A 17,542-nucleotide genomic window follows, 5' to 3' on the forward strand; every position below is an offset into this window, starting at 1 on the left:
CTCATGATAGACTCAACATCATAAAGATAGTTTCTATCATTTCCTATCATCAAGATGTAGGAAAGATGCACGGTCAAATGAGGACAGACATGGCGAAACGGCCGACCATATCAGATCTGGCGCGCATCTCCGGCGTCAGCGTCGCCACGGTGGACCGGGTGCTCAACAGCCGCCTGCCTGTGCGCGAGGAAACGGCGCGCCGCGTCTATGACGCCGCGACCGAGATCGGCTATCACGCCGCAGGCCTGATCAAGCAGCGTATGCGCCAGGAATTGCCCGAGTATCGGCTGGGTTTCCTGCTGCTTCGGGGCAATGACGTTTTCTATGGCGATTTCGCGCGGGAACTCGAACTCGCGGTCGCACAATCGCAGCGCTTCCGTGGCGTCGCAACCATCGATTTCGCCAGTTCCCTGGCCCCGGATGAGATCGCCGCCCAGATGCGCAGGCTGGCGGCGAAATCGCGGGCGATCGCCGTGGTCGGCCCTGATCATCCGACGCTGACGGCGGTCGTGGAGGCGCTAAAGGCCAGGGGGCAGCCGGTCTTCTCCCTGCTGTCCGACTTCGCCGCCGGCATCCGCGAAGGCTATGTCGGGCTCGACAACCGCAAGGTCGGCCGCACCGCCGCCTGGATGATCTCGAAGGCTGCGAGGAAGCCCGGCAAGGTCGCCCTTTTTGTCGGCAGCCATCGCTTCCACGGCCATGAGCTGCGTGAGATCGGCTTCCGCTCCTTCTTTCGCGAGCATGCGCCGGACTTCAACGTGCTGGAGACGCTGGTCAATCTGGAGGCCAACCAGGTGACCCATGATGCGACGATCGATCTTCTGGGGCGATATCCGGATCTTGTCGGCTGCTACGTCGCCGGCGGCGGCATGGAGGGCGCCGTCTCGGCGCTGCGGACAGCGAAGCCCGCAAGCATGCCGGTGGTCGTCTGCAACGAGATCAACGCCGAATCGCGCGCCGCGCTTGCCGACAACATCCTGACGATGGTGATCTCGACGCCCCTTGCCGCGCTCTGTCGCGAGCTCGTCGATCGGATGGCGCATGCCATCGAAACCGGTGCGGCCAATGCGCCGGGCCAGACATTCCTCCCCTTCGACATCTATTTGCCGGAAAACATCTGAAGCCATTTCAGGAATGCGCAGCGGTTTTCCGTCCAGGTCGCGTCAGGACGGAAGGTAGGGCGTTTCCATGAAACGATAAAACCTTCGGGCAGCCCGGTCTGCCGCAAACCAGCCGCCTGAAATGATAGAATCCATCAGAGACAGCCGAAAATCGCACGCCCGGATTCGGAATTTCCCTTGACGCCCCGATTCGAAATGGAATAAATATTTCACTGACTGTACATTTTGGTTCTTTCGTTCCGACAACACCTGGTTCGAGCAGGCAGTTCGGCGTTCCAGCCAGTGGTGAACCGCGTTGGAACGAAATGATATCAGGGAGAGATTCCCCGGGGAGATCGGGGATTCCGGATAGATCGGTGCGACCGGACACCCAAAGTGGAGGAGAGATACAATGAAGAAAATGATTTTGGGCGTCGCTTTCGCGGCGCTGATGAGTTCGTCCGCCATGGCCGCCAAGATCGGCGTGTCGATGGCCAAGTTCGACGACAATTTCCTGACCGTGCTGCGCAACGGCATGATCGAGCAGGCCAAGGGCATGAGCGGCGTGGAGCTGCAGGTCGAGGACGCGCAGAACGACGTCGCCAAACAGCTCGACCAGATCAAGAACTTCGCCGCATCAGGGGTCGACGCCATCATCGTCAATCCGGTCGACACCTCGGCCACGCAGGCGATGTCGGATGCCGCGGCCGCCGCAAAGATCCCGCTGGTGTATGTCAACCGTGAACCGGTGAATGTCGACACGCTGCCTGACAACCAGGCCTTCGTCGCTTCGAACGAGGCCGATTCCGGCACGCTCGAAACCAAGGAGGTCTGCCGCCTGTTCAAGGAATCCGGCAAGAAGGAAGCCAATGTCTATGTGATCATGGGCGAGCTTTCCAACCAAGCAGCCGTGCAGCGCACCAAGGACATCGAGGAGGTGATCGCAACGCCGGATTGCAGCTTCATCAAGATCATCGACAAGCAGACGTCGAACTGGAACCGCGACGAGGCCCAGAACCTGATGACCAACTGGCTGTCGACCGGCAAGCCGTTCGACGGCGTCATCGCCAACAATGACGAAAGCGCCATCGGCGCCATCCAGGCAATGAAGGCCGCCAATGTCGACATGAAGACGGTTGTCGTCGGCGGCGTCGACGCCACGCAGGACGCGCTCGCCGCCATGCAGGCAGGCGACCTCGACGCCACCGTGTTCCAGGACGCGGCCGGCCAGGGCGCCGGCGCGCTCGACGCGGCATTGAAACTGTCCAAGGGCGAGAAGGTCGAACACAAGGTCTACGTGCCCTTCCAACTGGTGACGCCGGCCAACATCGACAAGTTCCTGAAGAAGAACTGAGCGGCGGAACGGTTCACCTCGGGGCGGCGCTCAAAGGACCGGGCGCCGCTCCTCCTCTCGGCGCTTTGATAGCGCCAGGGGCGACCGCGGCTGACGGAGGATAGACGAGTGGCACAGACATCTCATGGCGTCGGCGGGGTCAGCTATGATGCGAAGAAGCGCATATGGCCGGCGGAATTCAACGTCTTCCTGGCGCTCGTCATTCTTGTCGTCATCTTCGAATTGATCGGCCGCGTCTTTCTCGGCGACAGCTTCCTGTTCAACACCCGCAGCAATGTCGGCGGCCTCTTCAACGAGGCGCGGCTACAGATCATCATTCTGCAAGTATCGATCGTCGGCATCATCGCCATCGGCGTGACGCAGGTTATCATATCGGGCGGCATCGACCTGTCGTCGGGCTCGATCGTCGGCGCCACCGCCATGATCGCCATGAGCTTCGCCCAGGTGGCGACGGTGAACGGCAACCCCAATCCCAAGGCGATGTTCCTGGCTCAGGGCTGGACCGACCTGCCGGTCATCGTGCCGGTGCTGGTCGCCATCGGCTGCGGGCTGCTGGCAGGCCTGGTCAACGGCGCCCTGATCGCCTACACGCGCATTCCGCCCTTCATCGCCACGCTAGGCATGATGGTGACCGCGCGCGGCATCGCCAAATGGTGGTCCAAGGGGCAGCCCATCTCGTTCCCGACCGAGAGCTTCGCCGCCATCGGCAAGGGCCTGATGCCCGTCATCATCTTCCTGTCGCTGGCCGTGCTGTTCCAGCTGATCATGACCTACACACGATACGGCAAGCATTGCTACGCGATCGGCTCCAACGAGGATGCCGCGCGCATGTCCGGCATCAAGATCGCCAACCACAAGATCCTGGTCTACGTCATCGCCGGCATACTCGCGTCGCTCGCCGCGGTGGTGCTGTCTTCCAAGAACCTCACCGCCCAGGCCGGCATGGGCGTGATGTACGAACTCGACGCCATCGCCATGGCGGTCATCGGCGGCGTATCGCTGTCGGGCGGCCGCGGCTCGATCATCGGCACGGTGATCGGCGCGCTGATCTTCGGCGTCATCATCTCCGGCTTCACCTTCCTGCGCCTCGACGCCTACTACCAGGAGATGGTCAAGGGCGTGATCATCGTCGGCGCCGTCGTTCTCGACCAGTGGCGCCAACGCCTGCGGGCATTGAGGGCTTGACCATGTCAAACATCGTCCTGAAGACCGAAAACCTGACCAAGCGCTATGGCGGCGTGCAGGCGCTGGAAGGCGCGAATTTCGAGCTGCGCAAGGGCGAACACGTCGCCATCATGGGCGACAATGGCGCCGGCAAGTCGACTTTCGTGCGCCAGATCACCGCCGTCGAGCAACCGACCAGCGGCCAGATCTGGTTCGACGGCAAGCAAGTCAATTTTTCGGGCCCTATCGAGGCGCGCGAGGCCGGCATCGAGACCGTGTTCCAGAACCTGGCGCTGGCCGACGACCTCGACGTGCCGTCGAACCTGTTCCTTGGCCGAGAAAAAGTGCTGTTCAATCTGGGACCGTTTTCGATCCTGGACCGCCGGGGGATGCGCAAGGCGACCGAAGCGGCGCTGGTGCGCACGGCGGTGAAAATCCCCAACCTGTCGAACACCATCCGCCATATGTCGGGCGGCCAGCGGCAATGCGTGGCGATCGCCCGGACCGCGACCTTCGCCTCCAAGCTGATCATCATGGACGAGCCGACGGCGGCACTCGGCGTGCAGGAGACCGCGCAGGTCGAGAACATCATCCGCACGCTGAAGGATAATGGCGAGCCGCTGATCCTGATCAGCCACAATATGCGCCAGGTGTTCGACCTTTGCGACCGCATCGTCGTCTTCCGGCGTGGCCGCATCGTCGCCAATTTGCGCAAGGAGAACACCGACGGAAACGATATCGTTTCCTACATCACCGGCGCCAAGACCGGAGAGGCCGAACTCGCGGCCTAGGCCGGGCGCGGAGGCGGCGGTCATCGCCTCCCTGTCGATCTTGTCTTGACCGGAAAAACACCTGCGCGCATGACCGGCGCCCCGCCAACCTTCGAACCATTCCCCAGAGGAAATTTCCATGACTCTCCGCTTCGCCCTCCTCGGTGCCGGCCGCATCGGCAAGGTCCACGCCCGCGCCGTCGGCTCCAATCCGCAGGCCAAACTGGTCGCCGTTGCCGACGCTTTCGAGAAGGCGGCGAGCGAACTCGCCACGGCCTACGGCGCCGAGGTGCGCACCATCGATGCCATCGAGAAATCCGGGGACATCGACGCGGTCGTCATCTGCACGCCGACCGACACCCATGCCGACCTGATCGAGCGCTTCGCCAAGGCCGGCAAGGCGATCTTCTGCGAGAAACCGATCGACCTCGACGTCAGCCGTGTCGAGCAGTGCCTGGCCGTGGTCGAGAAGGCCAAGGCGACGCTGATGGTCGGCTTCAACAGGCGCTTCGACCCGCACTTCGCTGCGGTGCGCAAGGCAATCGATGACGGCGCCATCGGCGTGGTCGAGATGGTGACCATCACGTCGCGCGATCCGGGCGCACCGCCGATCGACTACATCGCGCGCTCCGGCGGCATTTTTCGCGACATGACCATCCATGATTTCGACATGGCGCGCTTCCTGCTCGGCGAAGAGCCGGTGGCGGTCAGCGCGCATGCCTCGGTGCTGGTCGACAAGAAGATCGGCGAGGCCGGCGATTTCGACTCGGTCAGCGTCATCCTCGAAACCGCGACGGGCAAGCAGGCCGTCATCTCCAATTCCCGCCGCGCCACTTATGGCTACGACCAGCGCATCGAGGTGCATGGCTCGAAAGGCATGGTCGCGGCCGAAAACCAGCGGCCGGTGTCGATCGAACTGGCCAATGAAAAGGGCTATACCCGCCCGCCGCTGCACGATTTCTTCATGACCCGCTACCTCGACGCCTATGCCATCGAGATTGCGTCCTTCATCGCCGCCGCGACGTCGGGCAAGACGGCGGCACCGAGCGGGACGGACGGACTCATCGCACTTCGGCTGGCGGATGCGGCACTGAAATCGGCGACATCAGGCCAGACCGTCCGCCTCGACAAGTAACGACTTAAAGCACAGGAGCAGAGCGATGAGCGCATCAGCCGATCGCAATTCACAAACGCGCGCCATCGTCACCGGCGGCGCACAAGGCATAGGCTTCGCGGTCGCCGAGGCATTGGCGGACGAAGGCTGCCGGGCGCTGGCCCTGATCGGCCGCTCGCAGGAAAAGGGCGACAAGGCAGTCGCCAGCCTCAAGAAGTCGGGCGTCGACGCGATCTTCATCAGCGCCGATGTCTCCAAGGTGGCCGACTGCAAGCGCGCCGTCGCCACCGCGCTTTCGCATTTCGGCACCATCAACGCCCTGGTCAACGCCGCCGCCACATCCGCGCGCGGCTCGCTGGTGGAGACCAGCGAGGAGCTCTTCGACACCATCTTCGACACCAATGTGCGAGGACCCTTCTTCCTGATGCAGGGCGTGGTGGCGCATCTGCTTGAGAAAAAGGCCCCCGGATCGATCGTCAACGTGCTGTCGATGTCGGCGCATACCGGCCAGTCGTTCCTGACACCCTATTCGACCAGCAAGGGCGCTCTGATGACGCTGACCAAGAATGTCGCCAACGCCTATCGCTTCAATCGCATCCGCTGCAACGCCGTGCTGCCCGGCTGGATGGACACCGAGGGCGAGGACATCGTGCAGAAGAAATGGCATGACGCACCCGACGACTGGCTCGAGAAGGCCGAGGCCGCGCAGCCGATGGGGCAGTTGGTGAAGCCGGACCAGCTTGCCCGACTGATCAGCTACATGGTCAGCCCGCAATCCGGCGTGATGACCGGCTCGCTGGTCGACTACGACCAGAGCATCGCTGGGGCGTCGCCGGAATAGCGGCCGCGTAAGCGAAACCGTTAACCAGGTCCTCATCCACGGGCGGAGCAAGGAGCGCAGCGACGCGGCGCAGACCCGAGGATCCATGCCGCGACTTCCGGGCCGTCGCTACGGCGCAAGATTCTGCACCGCAGCACTCTCCCATCTAGGTCGCGGCATGGATCCCAGGGTCTCCGCGACGGAGCTTCGCTCCTGCTTCGCCCTAGAATGACGAAATCGCAAAGGCTCGGCCCTCACCTGAAATTGCTTGCTACCAGGGTACGTGACAAACGCCGCCGCTTCGACTATATGAGCCGCATGATCCACCTGACCGCCACCTATTGGTACTTTAGCAGCTCGCTGGCGGCGGGAGGATTGCGCTCGATCTGAAGATTGCAGCAAACAGTCCGACAAGCCGCCAGACCTGGCGGCTTTTTTGTTTTCAGCCGGCAGGTCTCCCAACCAGGAGCAGAAGCCGTGTTGACCACCACAGACGACCTTCGGGTCAAGGAACTGAGACTGCTGAGCACGCCGGAAGAGGTGATGCGCGAGATACCGCGCTCACTCACGGCGACGCGCACCGTTGCCGCCTCGCGCAACGCCATCCACTCCATCCTGACCGGGGCCGACGACCGACTTGTTGTCATCGTCGGCCCTTGTTCCATCCACGATCCGGTCGCGGCCGTTGACTATGCCAGCCGTCTGGCGGCGCTGCGCGAAGCTCTGTCCGACCGGCTCGAGATCGTGATGCGGGTCTATTTCGAAAAGCCGCGCACGACGGTCGGCTGGAAGGGCCTGATCAACGACCCCGACCTCGACGGCAGTTTCAACATCGACAAGGGGCTGCGGATGGCCCGCAATGTGCTGTCGGCCGTCAACAATCTGGGCCTGCCGGCGGCGACCGAATTCCTCGACATGACCACGCCGCAATACATTGCCGACCTCGTCGCCTGGGGCGCGATCGGCGCGCGCACGACCGAGAGCCAGATCCATCGCGAGCTGGCCTCGGGCCTGTCCTGTCCGGTCGGCTTCAAGAACGGCACCGACGGCAATCTCAGGATCGCTGCCGAGGCGGTGAAATCCGCCGCCCAGCCGCATCATTTCATGGCGGTGACCAAGGGCGGACGCAGTGCGATCGCGGCAACGACCGGAAACGAGGATTGCCATGTCATCCTGCGTGGCGGCGTTCAGCCCAACTATGACGCGGCAAGCGTCGAGGCCGCCTCGGTCGAACTCGCCCGCATCGGTATCGCGCCCCGCCTGATGATCGATGTCAGCCATGCCAACTCAGCCAAGAAGCCGGAGAACCAGCCCAAGGTCGCGGCTGACGTGGCAGGACAGGTCGCGGCGGGGGACGAGCGCATTATCGGCGTCATGATCGAGAGCAATCTCGTCGCCGGCCGGCAGGATGTCGTGCCGGGCAAGCAGCTCGTCTACGGCCAGAGCATCACCGATGGCTGCATCGACTGGGCGGCCACGGAGACGGTGCTGCACGGCCTTGCCGGCGCCGTGGAATGGCGCCGGTCGGCGCGCCGCGCCTTGGTGGAGAGCCGGCAGGGCGCCGCCTGATCCGGTTGGAGCATAAGGGCGGCGTTTCCGGTTTCAGCCCAGGACCACGCCGCCCTAGGGCCCGCAGCGCTCCACCTCACTTGCACGCCTCCGACCCGCGTGCTACATACTGAACCAAATGGTTCAGTATTCCGCGACCCGCCTGGATGCCTCGTTCGCCGCGCTTTCGGACGCCACCCGGCGCGGCGTTCTGGAGCAGCTCGGCCGTGCGGACGCTTCGATCACGGACTTGGCCCAGAAATTCCACATGACCCTCACGGGCATGAAGAAGCATGTCGGCGTCCTGGAGCAGGCGGGACTCGTCACGACGCGGAAGGTCGGGCGCGTGCGGACCTGCAAGCTGGGCCTGCGTCGCCTGGAGGATGAGGCGGAATGGATCGAGAGATACCGGCAGCTCTGGGCCGCACGCTTCGACGAGTTGGACAAGGTTATCGAGGAATTGAAACGCAAGGAGGAAGTCGATGGACGCAGGAAGAGCGAGTGAGGCCAAACGCACGACGGTGGAACGGAGGTCCGACCGGGAGTTGGTCGTTACGCGAAGCTTCGACGCGCCTGCGCGCATCGTGTTCGAGGCGTGGACCAAGCCTGAGCTGTTCAAGCAGTGGTGGGTGCCGAAGTCGATGGGCATGTTCCTGCGTTCCTGCGAGATGGATGTTCGTGTGGGAGGCGGGTACCGTTTGGTGTTCGGGCATGACGGCTCGAACCCTGCCGAGTTCTTCGGCAGGTATCTCGAAGTGACACCGCACTCGCGCCTCGTCTGGACCAATGACGAAGGGGGTGAGGGTGGACCCGTCACCACGGTGACCTTCGAGGAAAAAGGCGGCAAGACGCTGCTGGTCATGCGCGAGCTCTATCCCTCGAAGGAAGCCCTCGACGCCGGCGCCGGGGCGGCGGATGCGATGTCCGAGACGTTCGAGCAGCTGGACGAGCTTCTCGCCACGCAGCAGGGCGCCGCCTGATCCGGCCGGCGCCAGAGGGCGGCGGTCCGGTCTAGCCCGGCATTACGCCGCCCTCAGCCCTTCCCATGCGGTGAACACGGACACCGCGAAGAGCAGCAGCCCGGCCGCCCGGCCGGCAAGGATGGTCGCTCGCGGATTAGCGATCAGCAGCTTGCGGCTGCGGCCGGCCGATATTGCGAGCCCGCCATAGACCGCGGCCTGCGTCAGCACGGTCAGCAGGCCCATCACCGTCGCCTGCTTCCAGATCGGGCCGTAGTCCGTTTTCAGGAACTGCGGATAGACGGCAAGGACGAACAGGTAGGCCTTCGGGTTGATCAGGCAGGTCACAAGGCCTTGGCGAAACGCCTTCCATGCCGAGCGGCTGCCGGCGGGCCCGTCGCGACCGACAGTGATGGAGCTGCGCATCAGCGTGATGCCGATGAAGGCCATGTAGGCGGCGCCTGCAATCAACAGCGGCTTGAACAGGATCGGCAAAAAATGCATCAGCAGGCCGACGCCGATCGCGCCGTTCAGCGTGTGCACCATGCCGCCGACCATGATGCCGCCGGTCGCGGCAAGGCCCCTGTCGCGCCCGCCCGTCAGCGCATTGGCCAGCACGAACAGCATGTCCATGCCCGGAACGGCGATGATGCCGAACAGCAGGATAAAGAACAGCCAGAGATTTTCAGCATAGCTCATGTCAGTAGCCTGTCGCCTCGCTCGGCCCAGCCGCAGCGGAACCTGTTGATTTTCAATCCGATAGACGATCCTATAGGCCGAACCAACTGACGATGATGTGTCAGTTGTGATCAGCAACGGGTGAGAAATGCGCAAGGCGTCGCGCCTGTTCGAGATCATCCAGATCCTGCGGCTGGCGCGGCAGCCGGTGACGGCGGCAATGATAGCCGCGCAGCTGGAGGTGACGATACGCTCGATCTATCGCGACATCGCAGCGCTTCAGGCCATGCGCGTGCCGATCGAGGGCGGGAGGGGCATCGGCTATATCCTGCGCCCCGGCTTCGACTTGCCGCCTCTGATGTTTTCGATCGAGGAGATGGAGGCGATCGTGCTGTCACTGGCGCTGCTGGAGCGCACGGGCGACGACGAGCTCAAGCAGGCAGCCAAGCGCGTCGGCGCCAAGATCGCCGGCGCGGTACCGCCGCCTTTGCGCCAGACGCTCGACGCCAATGCGCTGCATGCGTGGGGATTCGCCGCGCCCTCTGCAGGTGCGATCGACCTGGCGCTGGTGCGCCGCGCCATACGCGACGAGGAGAAGCTCGACCTCTCCTATCGCGACGAGCTTGGCCGCGCTTCCGAGCGCCTCATCCGCCCGATCGCGCTGATCTATTACGCCGAGACCGCCAACATCGTCGCCTGGTGCGAGCTGCGCCAGGCGATCCGCAATTTCCGCAGCGACCGCATCGAGGATTGCCAGCCGACGGGACTGCGCTTCAAGGGCGAAGGCGATCGGTTGCGGCAGATCTGGGTCAATGGGTGGGAAGTCAACGCAGCGGCCGCCGGCTAAACCGACCAGCGGAGCGAACCTTACCTTACATCCACCCAGCGCTTCTCCTCGAACGATCGCGCCATCGCATGCATGGTGCGCTCGATCTCCAGACCTTCGTCGAATTCGATGAGCCGCGCCGGTCTGCCGGCGAGCCGGGTCAGCAGTTCATGGCATTCGATGATCTTGAGATCATTGAAGCCAAGACTGTGCCCGGGCGCGGGGACGAACAGGTCGTAGGGCTTGTGCTGTGGCGACACGAGGATGGTGCGATAGCCCTGTTCGGTCGGGCGATCCGATGTGAGGTAGAGCTGGAACTCATTCATCCGCTCCTGGTCGAACAGGATCGAGCCCTTGGAGCCGAAGATCTGGACGGCGATGCGGCCCTTGCGGCCCCAGGCCGAACGGTTGACCAGAAGCGTGCCGGCGATGCCGTTCTCCAGATGCATCAGCACGGAGGCAATGTCGTAGGTCTCGACCGCGCGGCGGCCGCCGGCGGCCAGCTTGCGGTCGGCATAGGGCTTGGCCATGTCGCAGATGACGCTGGCGACGCGGCCGAACAGGGTCGACACCAGCGACAGCGGATGCACGGCGAAATCATCAAGCGCGCCATAGCCGGAAGATGCCTCGTGCTTCCAGAAGAACAGCGCCTCGGGATCGGCCATGAAATCCTCGTCCATCTCGATGCGCAGATGGTTGACCTCGCCGATGATGTTTTCGTCGAGCAGCGCGCCGATGTGGCGGATGGCCGGGCTCTGGATGTAATTGTAACCGAGCGCCGCGACCTTGCCGGATTTCTTCGCCGCGGCCGCCATCGCCTCGGCTTCGGCGAAGCTCGGCGCCATCGGCTTTTCGCACCACAAATGCTTGCCGGCCTCGAGAACTGCGATGGCCATTTCCGGATGGAACTGGTTGGGCGTGGTGAGCGAGACGACGTCCACTTCGGGATCGTTGACGACGGCGCGCCAGTCACCGGACGCCCTGGCGAAACCGAACTCGCCGGCCTTGCGCCTGGCGAGATCCTCATTGACCTCGCCGAGATGGACAAGCCGCGGTTTGGTCATGTCTGGAAAGACGGCGCCGACGGCACTCCACGCGATGGCGTGGCACTTGCCCATAAATCCCGTGCCGATAAGACCGACGCCGACCATTTTCCGTTCCTCCACCGTCATAGATGCTACGTGGATGAATTAGTCCATTTTTGTTCGGAATGGAATGTCTGCCTCATTTTTTATGGTGTTCTTGCGCAGCCTCGCTATGATGGGGCAGAGAGGACGCTTCACCGATGAGCTTGGACGGGCCGACGATGGACGAACGGGTACCTCGCGACTTCGAGACGCTGCGCGCCACGATCCTCGATCGGCGCGAAAGCCTGCCCAAGCGCATCGCCCAGATCGCCGCTTATGCGCTCGACAATCCCGACGATATCGCCTTCGGCACCGCCGCCAGCATCGCCGCCTCGGCCGGCGTGCAGCCCTCGACGCTGATCCGCTTTGCCCAGCAGCTCGGCTTTGACGGCTTCACCAGCCTGCAGCAGGTGTTTCGCGAACGGCTGCGCGAGCGCAACTCCTCCTATGACGAACGGCTGCAGGCGCTGCGCGCCAAGGCCGAGGGCGGCGCCGGCCACCGGGCGATCTTCGACGGCTTCGTCGCCGCCGCCAGCACCTCGCTCAACGACATTTCGCGCACGCTGGACGACGCGCATCTGGAAGAAGCGATTTCCCTGCTGGCCAAGGCACAGACCATCTATGTGCTGGCCAAGCGGCGCTCCTATCCGGTGGCGTCCTACATCGCCTATGCGCTTGGCAAGCTGAAGATCCGCAACCAGCTGATCGAATCAGCCGCCGGCCTCAACGCCGAGATGGTCAGCTTTGCGACGCCCGCGGATGCCGTCGTCGCCATTTCCTTCTCGCCCTATGCGCCGGCCACGATCGAGGAGGCGCGCACGATTTCCGAACAGGGCGTGCCGATCATTGCCATCACCGACAGCTCGTTTTCACCGCTTGCTCAGTTCGCCAGCGTCTGGTTCGAGGTTGCCGAGGCGGATTTTGCCGGCTTCCGCTCGCTATCGGCGACGATGGCGCTGGCCATGGCGCTGACCGTTGGCGTCGGCGAGAAGCGGCGCAACCCCGGCAAGGGGCGCAAGGCCTGAGTGGAAGGCAAAAGGCGATTTTAGATCGGGGAATGCTCATTCCATATTGACTATGGATTGGAATTATTATTTCATATTTTTCGGCGCCACGCTGCCGCTCGCGCGTGTACCCCAACATAACAGGCCCGACGGGAGGTTCCAATGAGCGAAGCCGTGGACGCGAAATACGCTGCGCTCGACGTCATCACCATCGGCCGGGCTTCCGTCGACCTCTATGGCCAGCAGATCGGCTCGCGGCTGGAGGACATCACCTCCTTCGCCAAGTCGGTGGGCGGCTGCCCGGCCAACATCTCGGTCGGCACGGCGCGGCTCGGCCTGCGTTCGGCGCTGCTGACGCGGGTCGGCGACGAGCAGATGGGCCGCTTCATCCGTGAACAATTGAAGCGCGAAGGCGTCAACACCGACGGGCTGAAGACCGACAAGGAGCGATTGACCGCGCTGGTGCTGCTTTCGGTCGAGAGCGAAGGCGTTTCGCCGATGATCTTCTACCGCTCCGACTGCGCCGACATGGCGCTGGCCGAGGAGGACATCGACGAGACGTTTATTTCCTCGGCTCGCGCGGTCGTCGTCACCGGCACGCATTTTTCCCGGCCCAACAGCGATGCCGCCCAGCGCAAGGCGATCCGCATCATGAAGGCCAAGGGCGGCAAGGTCGTGTTCGACATAGACTACCGGCCGAACCTCTGGGGCCTGGCCGGCCACGCCGAGGGTTTTGAGCGCTACGTCAAGTCCGACCGCGTCTCGGCGCAGTTGAAGACGGTGCTGCCCGATTGCGACCTCGTCGTGGGCACCGAGGAAGAGATCATGATCGCCTCGGGCGCCGACGACTGCCTGAGCGCCCTGAAGACGATCCGTTCGCTGTCCCCGGCCACCATCGTCTTGAAGCGCGGCGCCATGGGTTGCATCGTCTATGACGGGCCTATCAGCGACGATCTCGAGGACGGCGTGGTCGGCAAGGGTTTTCCGATCGAGATCTACAACGTGCTTGGCGCCGGCGATGCCTTCATGTCGGGCTTCCTGCGCGGCTGGCTGGGCGGCGAAAGCCTTGCCACGGCGGCGACCTGGGCCAATGCCTGCGGCGCCTTCGCCGTGTCGCGGCTGTTGTGCGCGCCGGAATATCCGACCTTCGAGGAATTGCAGTTCTTCCTCGAGCACGGCAGCAGGCATCTGGCCTTGCGCAAGGACGAGGCGATCAACCACATCCATTGGGCAACGACGCGCCGGCACGACATTCCCTCGCTGATGGCATTCGCCTGCGACCACCGGGTGCAGCTCGAGGACATGGCGGCCAAGACTGGCGCTGACGCGTCGCGCATCGAGGATTTCAAGGTGCTGACGGTGAAAGCGGCGGCCAAGGTCGCCGCCGGGCGCGACGGATACGGCATGTTGCTCGACGAGAGGCATGGCCGCGAGGCGATGTTCGAATTCGCCAGGCATTCCTTTGCCTGGCTCGGGCGGCCGGTGGAGCTGCCGGGCTCGCGGCCGCTGCGCTTCGAATTCTCGCAGGACATCGGTTCGCAGCTCACCGAATGGCCGGTCGACCACTGCATCAAATGCCTTTGCTTCTATCATCCCGACGATCCGCCGGGCTTGAAGGAGGAACAGCAGCAGAAATTGCGCGCACTGTTCGAGGCCGCGCGGAAAGTGGGCAGGGAGCTTCTCATCGAGATCATCGCCGGCAAGCACGGCAAGCTCGACGACACGACCATCCCGCGTGCGCTTGAGGAACTCTATGCGCTCGGCATCAAGCCGGATTGGTGGAAGCTCGAACCGCAGGCGTCTAGCGGCGCGTGGACGAAGATCGAGGCCGTGATCCTGAAAAACGATCCCTGGTGCCGCGGCGTCGTGCTGCTCGGCCTGGAAGCCCCGCAGGACGAGTTGGAGGCCGCCTTCGCAGCGACGGCCAAGGCGCCTATCGTCAAGGGTTTCGCGGTCGGCCGCACCATCTTCATCAATGCCGCCGAACAATGGCTTTCCGGGAAGATGTCGGACGACGAAGCGATTGCCGATATGGCATCGCGCTTCGAGCAACTGACCGAGGCATGGCTTGCCGCGCGCGGCCGTAAAGCAGCATAAGAAGGCACGGGCACAGGGACTGCGGAGGAAACCAATGAGCAAGACAATCCGCCTGACGATGGCGCAGGCGCTGACCCGTTTCCTGAGCAAACAGATGACCGAGATCGACGGCGCAAAGGTACCGATCTTCGGCGGCGTCTGGGCCATCTTCGGCCACGGCAATGTTGCCGGCATCGGCGAGGCGCTCTACCAGGTGCGCGACAAACTGCCGACCTTCCGCGCCCACAATGAACAGGCGATGGCGCATGCGGCGATCGCCTATGGCAAGGCCAATTTCCGCCGCCGCTTCATGGCCGCCACCTCATCGATCGGGCCCGGCGCGCTCAACATGGTGACGGCGGCGGCACTTGCGCATGTAAACAGGTTGCCTGTCCTGTTTCTGCCGGGTGACGTCTTCGCCAACCGCGTTCCCGATCCGGTGCTTCAGCAGGCCGAGGATTTTTCGGACGGCACGGCGACGGTCAATGACTGTTTTCGTCCGGTGTCGCGCTATTTCGACCGCATCACGCGGCCGGAGCAGATCATCCCGGCGCTCAACCGCGCCATGGCCGTGCTGACCGACCCGGCCGAATGCGGGCCGGTGACCTTGTCGCTCTGCCAGGACGTGCAGGCCGAGGCCTATGACTATCCCGAGAGCTTCTTTGCCGAACGGGTCTGGCGCCAGCGCCGGCCGCGCCCGGACCGGGCTGAATTGGCGGCTGCGGTTGCAGCGCTGAAGAGCGCAAGCAAGCCGCTGGTGATCGCCGGCGGCGGCGTGCTCTATTCTCGGGCCTCGGACGAACTGGCGAAATTCGTTGAAGGCGCCGGCATTCCGGTCTGCGAAACGCAGGGCGGCAAATCCTCGCTGCCGGACGATCATCCGCTCAACATGGCGGCGATCGGCGTCACCGGCACGTCGGCCGCCAACCGGCTGGCGGAAGAGGCCGATGTCGTGCTCGCCATCGGCACGCGCCTGCAGGATTTCACCACCGGCTCCTGGGCGCTGTTCAAGAATTCGGGCAAGACCATCATCGGCTTGAATGTGCAGCCTTTCGATGCCGGCAAGCATCGGGCATCGCCGCTGGTCGCCGACGCGGCCGAAGGCTTGGCCGAACTCGGTGCCGCGCTGAAGGGTTGGAAGGCGCCATCCGCCTGGACCGACAATGCGGCAGCCGGCAAGAAGGAATGGCAGGCCGAAGCCGCCAAGGTGACGGCGTCGACCAATGCCGCCTACCCTTCCGACGCGCAGGTGATCGGCGCCGTGCAACGCGCCATGGGCTCCGGCGTGACGCTGCTCAACGCCGCCGGCGGGCTGCCGGGCGAATTGCACAAGCTTTGGCAGGCCGGCGCGCCCGGCTCCTACCACGCAGAATACGGCTTCTCGACCATGGGCTATGAGATTGCGGGCGGGCTCGGCACCAAGATGGCCAAGCCTGACGAAGAGGTCGTCGTCATGATCGGCGACGGCTCTTATCTGATGCTCAATTCCGAGATCGCCACCTCGGTGATGCTCGGCCTGAAGCTGACCATCGTGCTGCTCGACAACAGGGGTTTTGGCTGCATCAACCGGCTGCAGATGGCGACCGGCGGCGCCAACTTCAACAATCTCCTGAAGGACGCGCGCCACGAGGTGCTGCCCGACGTCGACTTTGCCGCGCACGCCGCGAGCATGGGGGCGATCGCCGAGAAGGTCTCGTCGATCGCAGGGCTGGAGACGGCGCTGGCTCAGGCGAAAGGCAACGACCGCACCACGGTGCTGGTCATCGACACCGATCCGCTGGTCTCCACCGATGCCGGCGGCCACTGGTGGGACGTGGCGGTGCCGGAAGTCTCCGAGCGCAGCCAAGTGAACGCGGCGCGCAAGGTCTATGACGAGAAGCGGCGGATGCAGAGCGTCGGCGATTGATCTCGGCGCTGCCCACCCCCTACCTCTCCTTGTGGGGAGGTCGGACCGAAGGTCCGGGTGGGGTCTGGCGCCGCACCCCCACCCCGCTGCTTCGCAGCGACCCTCCCCACAAGGGGGAGGGTGAACAAGAACCGGAGTGACGACTTGAAAGCCAAACTGGGCATGTCCCCCATCGCGTGGTGGAACGACGATCTTGCGGAACTCAGCGACGACGTGTCGTTGGAGGAGTGCCTACGCCAGTCGCGTTCGGCCGGCTTCACCGGCATGGAGATGGGACGGCGCTTTCCCAAGGACCCCAAGGTGATGCTGCCGATCCTGAAGGCGGCTGACGTCACACTGTGCGGCGGCTGGTTCTCGGGCACGCTGGTCGACGAGGAGATGAGCAAGAACAAGGATCGCATCCAGCCGATGATCGACCTGTTCAAGGCGGTCAACGCGCCTTGCATCGTCTATGGCGAGGTTGGCCGTTCGATCCAGGGCGACCGCTCGAAGCCGCTCGCCACCAAGCCGAAACTCTCGAGCGACGAGATGAAGGCCTATGCCAGGCGCCTGACCGAATTCGGCGAATGGTGCGCCGAGCAAGGCATGCCGCTTTCCTATCATCACCATATGGCGGCGGTGGTCGAGACCGAGGCGGAGCTCGACGCCTTCATGCGCCATTCCGGAGCGGGCATTCCGCTGCTGCTTGACGCTGGACATCTGGCCTTTGCCGGCGGCGATGTGCTGCGCGCCATCGACAATCACCACAAGCGCATCAGCCATGTGCATGTGAAGGATGTACGCATGGGCGTGATCGAGAAGCTCGACCGCACGAGGCAGTCCTTCCTCGATGCGGTGGCTCTCGGCGCCTTCACCGTGCCGGGCGACGGCTCGCTGGATTTCGGCGCCATCGTGCAGCGTTTCGCCGACCACGGCTATGAAGGCTGGTTCGTGGTCGAGGCCGAACAGGACCCGAAGAAGAACCCGCCGCTCAAGATGGCGCAGGTGGGCCACAAGGAGTTGATGCGGGTGATGACGGCGGCCGGCTACACGGTCGAGACCCAGGGCTTCCCCGATGTCTGATCGGGTTCTCGCCAGGCCGGGCTTGCTGTAGGTT

17 protein-coding genes are annotated in these 17,542 nt (G+C 63.8%); 15 read left to right on the forward strand and 2 right to left on the reverse strand.

The features are described from left to right. Nucleotides 1-89 precede the first annotated feature (89 nt). From FJ973_RS00390 to FJ973_RS00430, 10 genes are all read left to right on the forward strand, one after another. A complete protein-coding gene (locus tag FJ973_RS00390; protein ID WP_140554575.1) occupies nt 90-1,121 on the forward strand; it encodes a LacI family DNA-binding transcriptional regulator in 1,032 nt (343 codons plus the stop codon). Between the two features lie 391 nt (nt 1,122-1,512). After that, entirely contained in the window at nt 1,513-2,454 is a 942-nt protein-coding gene (locus tag FJ973_RS00395) for a sugar ABC transporter substrate-binding protein (RefSeq protein WP_140524127.1), read from the forward strand. Nucleotides 2,455-2,562: 108 nt separating this feature from the next. Then, the gene (locus FJ973_RS00400) at nt 2,563-3,639 is read left to right on the forward strand and encodes an ABC transporter permease (RefSeq protein WP_140491235.1); all 1,077 of its coding nucleotides are present in this window, start codon (nt 2,563-2,565) and stop codon (nt 3,637-3,639) included. A gap of 2 nt (nt 3,640-3,641) precedes the next feature. Next, nucleotides 3,642-4,409, forward strand: coding sequence for an ATP-binding cassette domain-containing protein (locus FJ973_RS00405; protein WP_140554576.1), 768 nt, complete (start codon nt 3,642-3,644; stop codon nt 4,407-4,409). A 118-nt stretch (nt 4,410-4,527) separates the two neighbouring features. Further along, on the forward strand, nt 4,528-5,523 hold the full coding sequence (iolG, locus tag FJ973_RS00410) for an inositol 2-dehydrogenase (RefSeq protein WP_140554577.1): 996 nt from the start codon (nt 4,528-4,530) through the stop codon (nt 5,521-5,523). Between the two features lie 25 nt (nt 5,524-5,548). Further along, nucleotides 5,549-6,343, forward strand: a complete 795-nt coding sequence (locus FJ973_RS00415) for an SDR family oxidoreductase (protein WP_140517731.1) — start codon at nt 5,549-5,551, stop codon at nt 6,341-6,343. Nucleotides 6,344-6,550: 207 nt separating this feature from the next. Then, nucleotides 6,551-6,712, forward strand: a complete 162-nt coding sequence (locus tag FJ973_RS30715) for a hypothetical protein (protein WP_181167258.1) — start codon at nt 6,551-6,553, stop codon at nt 6,710-6,712. 87 nt (nt 6,713-6,799) lie between these two features. Then, on the forward strand, nt 6,800-7,891 hold the full coding sequence (locus FJ973_RS00420) for a 3-deoxy-7-phosphoheptulonate synthase (RefSeq protein WP_140517730.1): 1,092 nt from the start codon (nt 6,800-6,802) through the stop codon (nt 7,889-7,891). A gap of 118 nt (nt 7,892-8,009) precedes the next feature. Further along, nucleotides 8,010-8,375: a metalloregulator ArsR/SmtB family transcription factor gene (locus tag FJ973_RS00425; RefSeq protein WP_140491248.1), complete on the forward strand. Its 366-nt coding sequence runs from the start codon at nt 8,010-8,012 to the stop codon at nt 8,373-8,375. Further along, nucleotides 8,353-8,850 carry an SRPBCC family protein gene (locus FJ973_RS00430; protein ID WP_140524136.1) on the forward strand — a complete coding sequence of 166 codons (498 nt, stop codon included), beginning with the start codon at nt 8,353-8,355 and terminating at the stop codon, nt 8,848-8,850. The genes FJ973_RS00425 and FJ973_RS00430 overlap by 23 nt, the downstream gene beginning before the upstream one ends. A gap of 42 nt (nt 8,851-8,892) precedes the next feature. On the opposite strand, the gene FJ973_RS00435 is transcribed toward FJ973_RS00430, so the two are convergent. Then, nucleotides 8,893-9,528 (reverse strand): LysE family translocator, encoded by a 636-nt coding sequence (locus FJ973_RS00435; RefSeq protein WP_140554578.1) that lies wholly within the window; start codon nt 9,526-9,528, stop codon nt 8,893-8,895. 127 nt (nt 9,529-9,655) lie between these two features. Here FJ973_RS00435 and FJ973_RS00440 point away from each other — a divergent pair, with 127 nt between their 5' ends. Beyond that, nucleotides 9,656-10,354 (forward strand): YafY family protein, encoded by a 699-nt coding sequence (locus FJ973_RS00440; protein WP_140491254.1) that lies wholly within the window; start codon nt 9,656-9,658, stop codon nt 10,352-10,354. Nucleotides 10,355-10,374: 20 nt separating this feature from the next. Here the strand turns inward: FJ973_RS00440 and FJ973_RS00445 are convergent, their stop codons facing one another. Then, a complete protein-coding gene (locus FJ973_RS00445; protein WP_140554579.1) occupies nt 10,375-11,484 on the reverse strand; it encodes a Gfo/Idh/MocA family oxidoreductase in 1,110 nt (369 codons plus the stop codon). 155 nt (nt 11,485-11,639) lie between these two features. Between FJ973_RS00445 and FJ973_RS00450 the strand changes: the two genes are divergently transcribed. The 4 genes from FJ973_RS00450 (at nt 11,640) to iolE (ending at nt 17,508) form a co-directional block, all read left to right on the forward strand. Further along, nucleotides 11,640-12,485: a MurR/RpiR family transcriptional regulator gene (locus tag FJ973_RS00450; protein WP_181165350.1), complete on the forward strand. Its 846-nt coding sequence runs from the start codon at nt 11,640-11,642 to the stop codon at nt 12,483-12,485. A 141-nt stretch (nt 12,486-12,626) separates the two neighbouring features. Further along, nucleotides 12,627-14,561, forward strand: a complete 1,935-nt coding sequence (gene iolC / locus FJ973_RS00455; RefSeq protein ID WP_140524141.1) for a 5-dehydro-2-deoxygluconokinase — start codon at nt 12,627-12,629, stop codon at nt 14,559-14,561. Between the two features lie 34 nt (nt 14,562-14,595). Then, nucleotides 14,596-16,446, forward strand: coding sequence for a 3D-(3,5/4)-trihydroxycyclohexane-1,2-dione acylhydrolase (decyclizing) (gene iolD / locus FJ973_RS00460; protein ID WP_140524142.1), 1,851 nt, complete (start codon nt 14,596-14,598; stop codon nt 16,444-16,446). A gap of 144 nt (nt 16,447-16,590) precedes the next feature. After that, complete coding sequence (gene iolE, locus FJ973_RS00465; protein WP_140524144.1) at nt 16,591-17,508, forward strand: myo-inosose-2 dehydratase; 918 nt, start codon at nt 16,591-16,593, stop codon at nt 17,506-17,508. Nucleotides 17,509-17,542: the final 34 nt, after the last annotated feature.

It is taken from the genome of Mesorhizobium sp. B2-1-3, assembly GCF_006442495.1.
Lineage (GTDB): Bacteria > Pseudomonadota > Alphaproteobacteria > Rhizobiales > Rhizobiaceae > Mesorhizobium.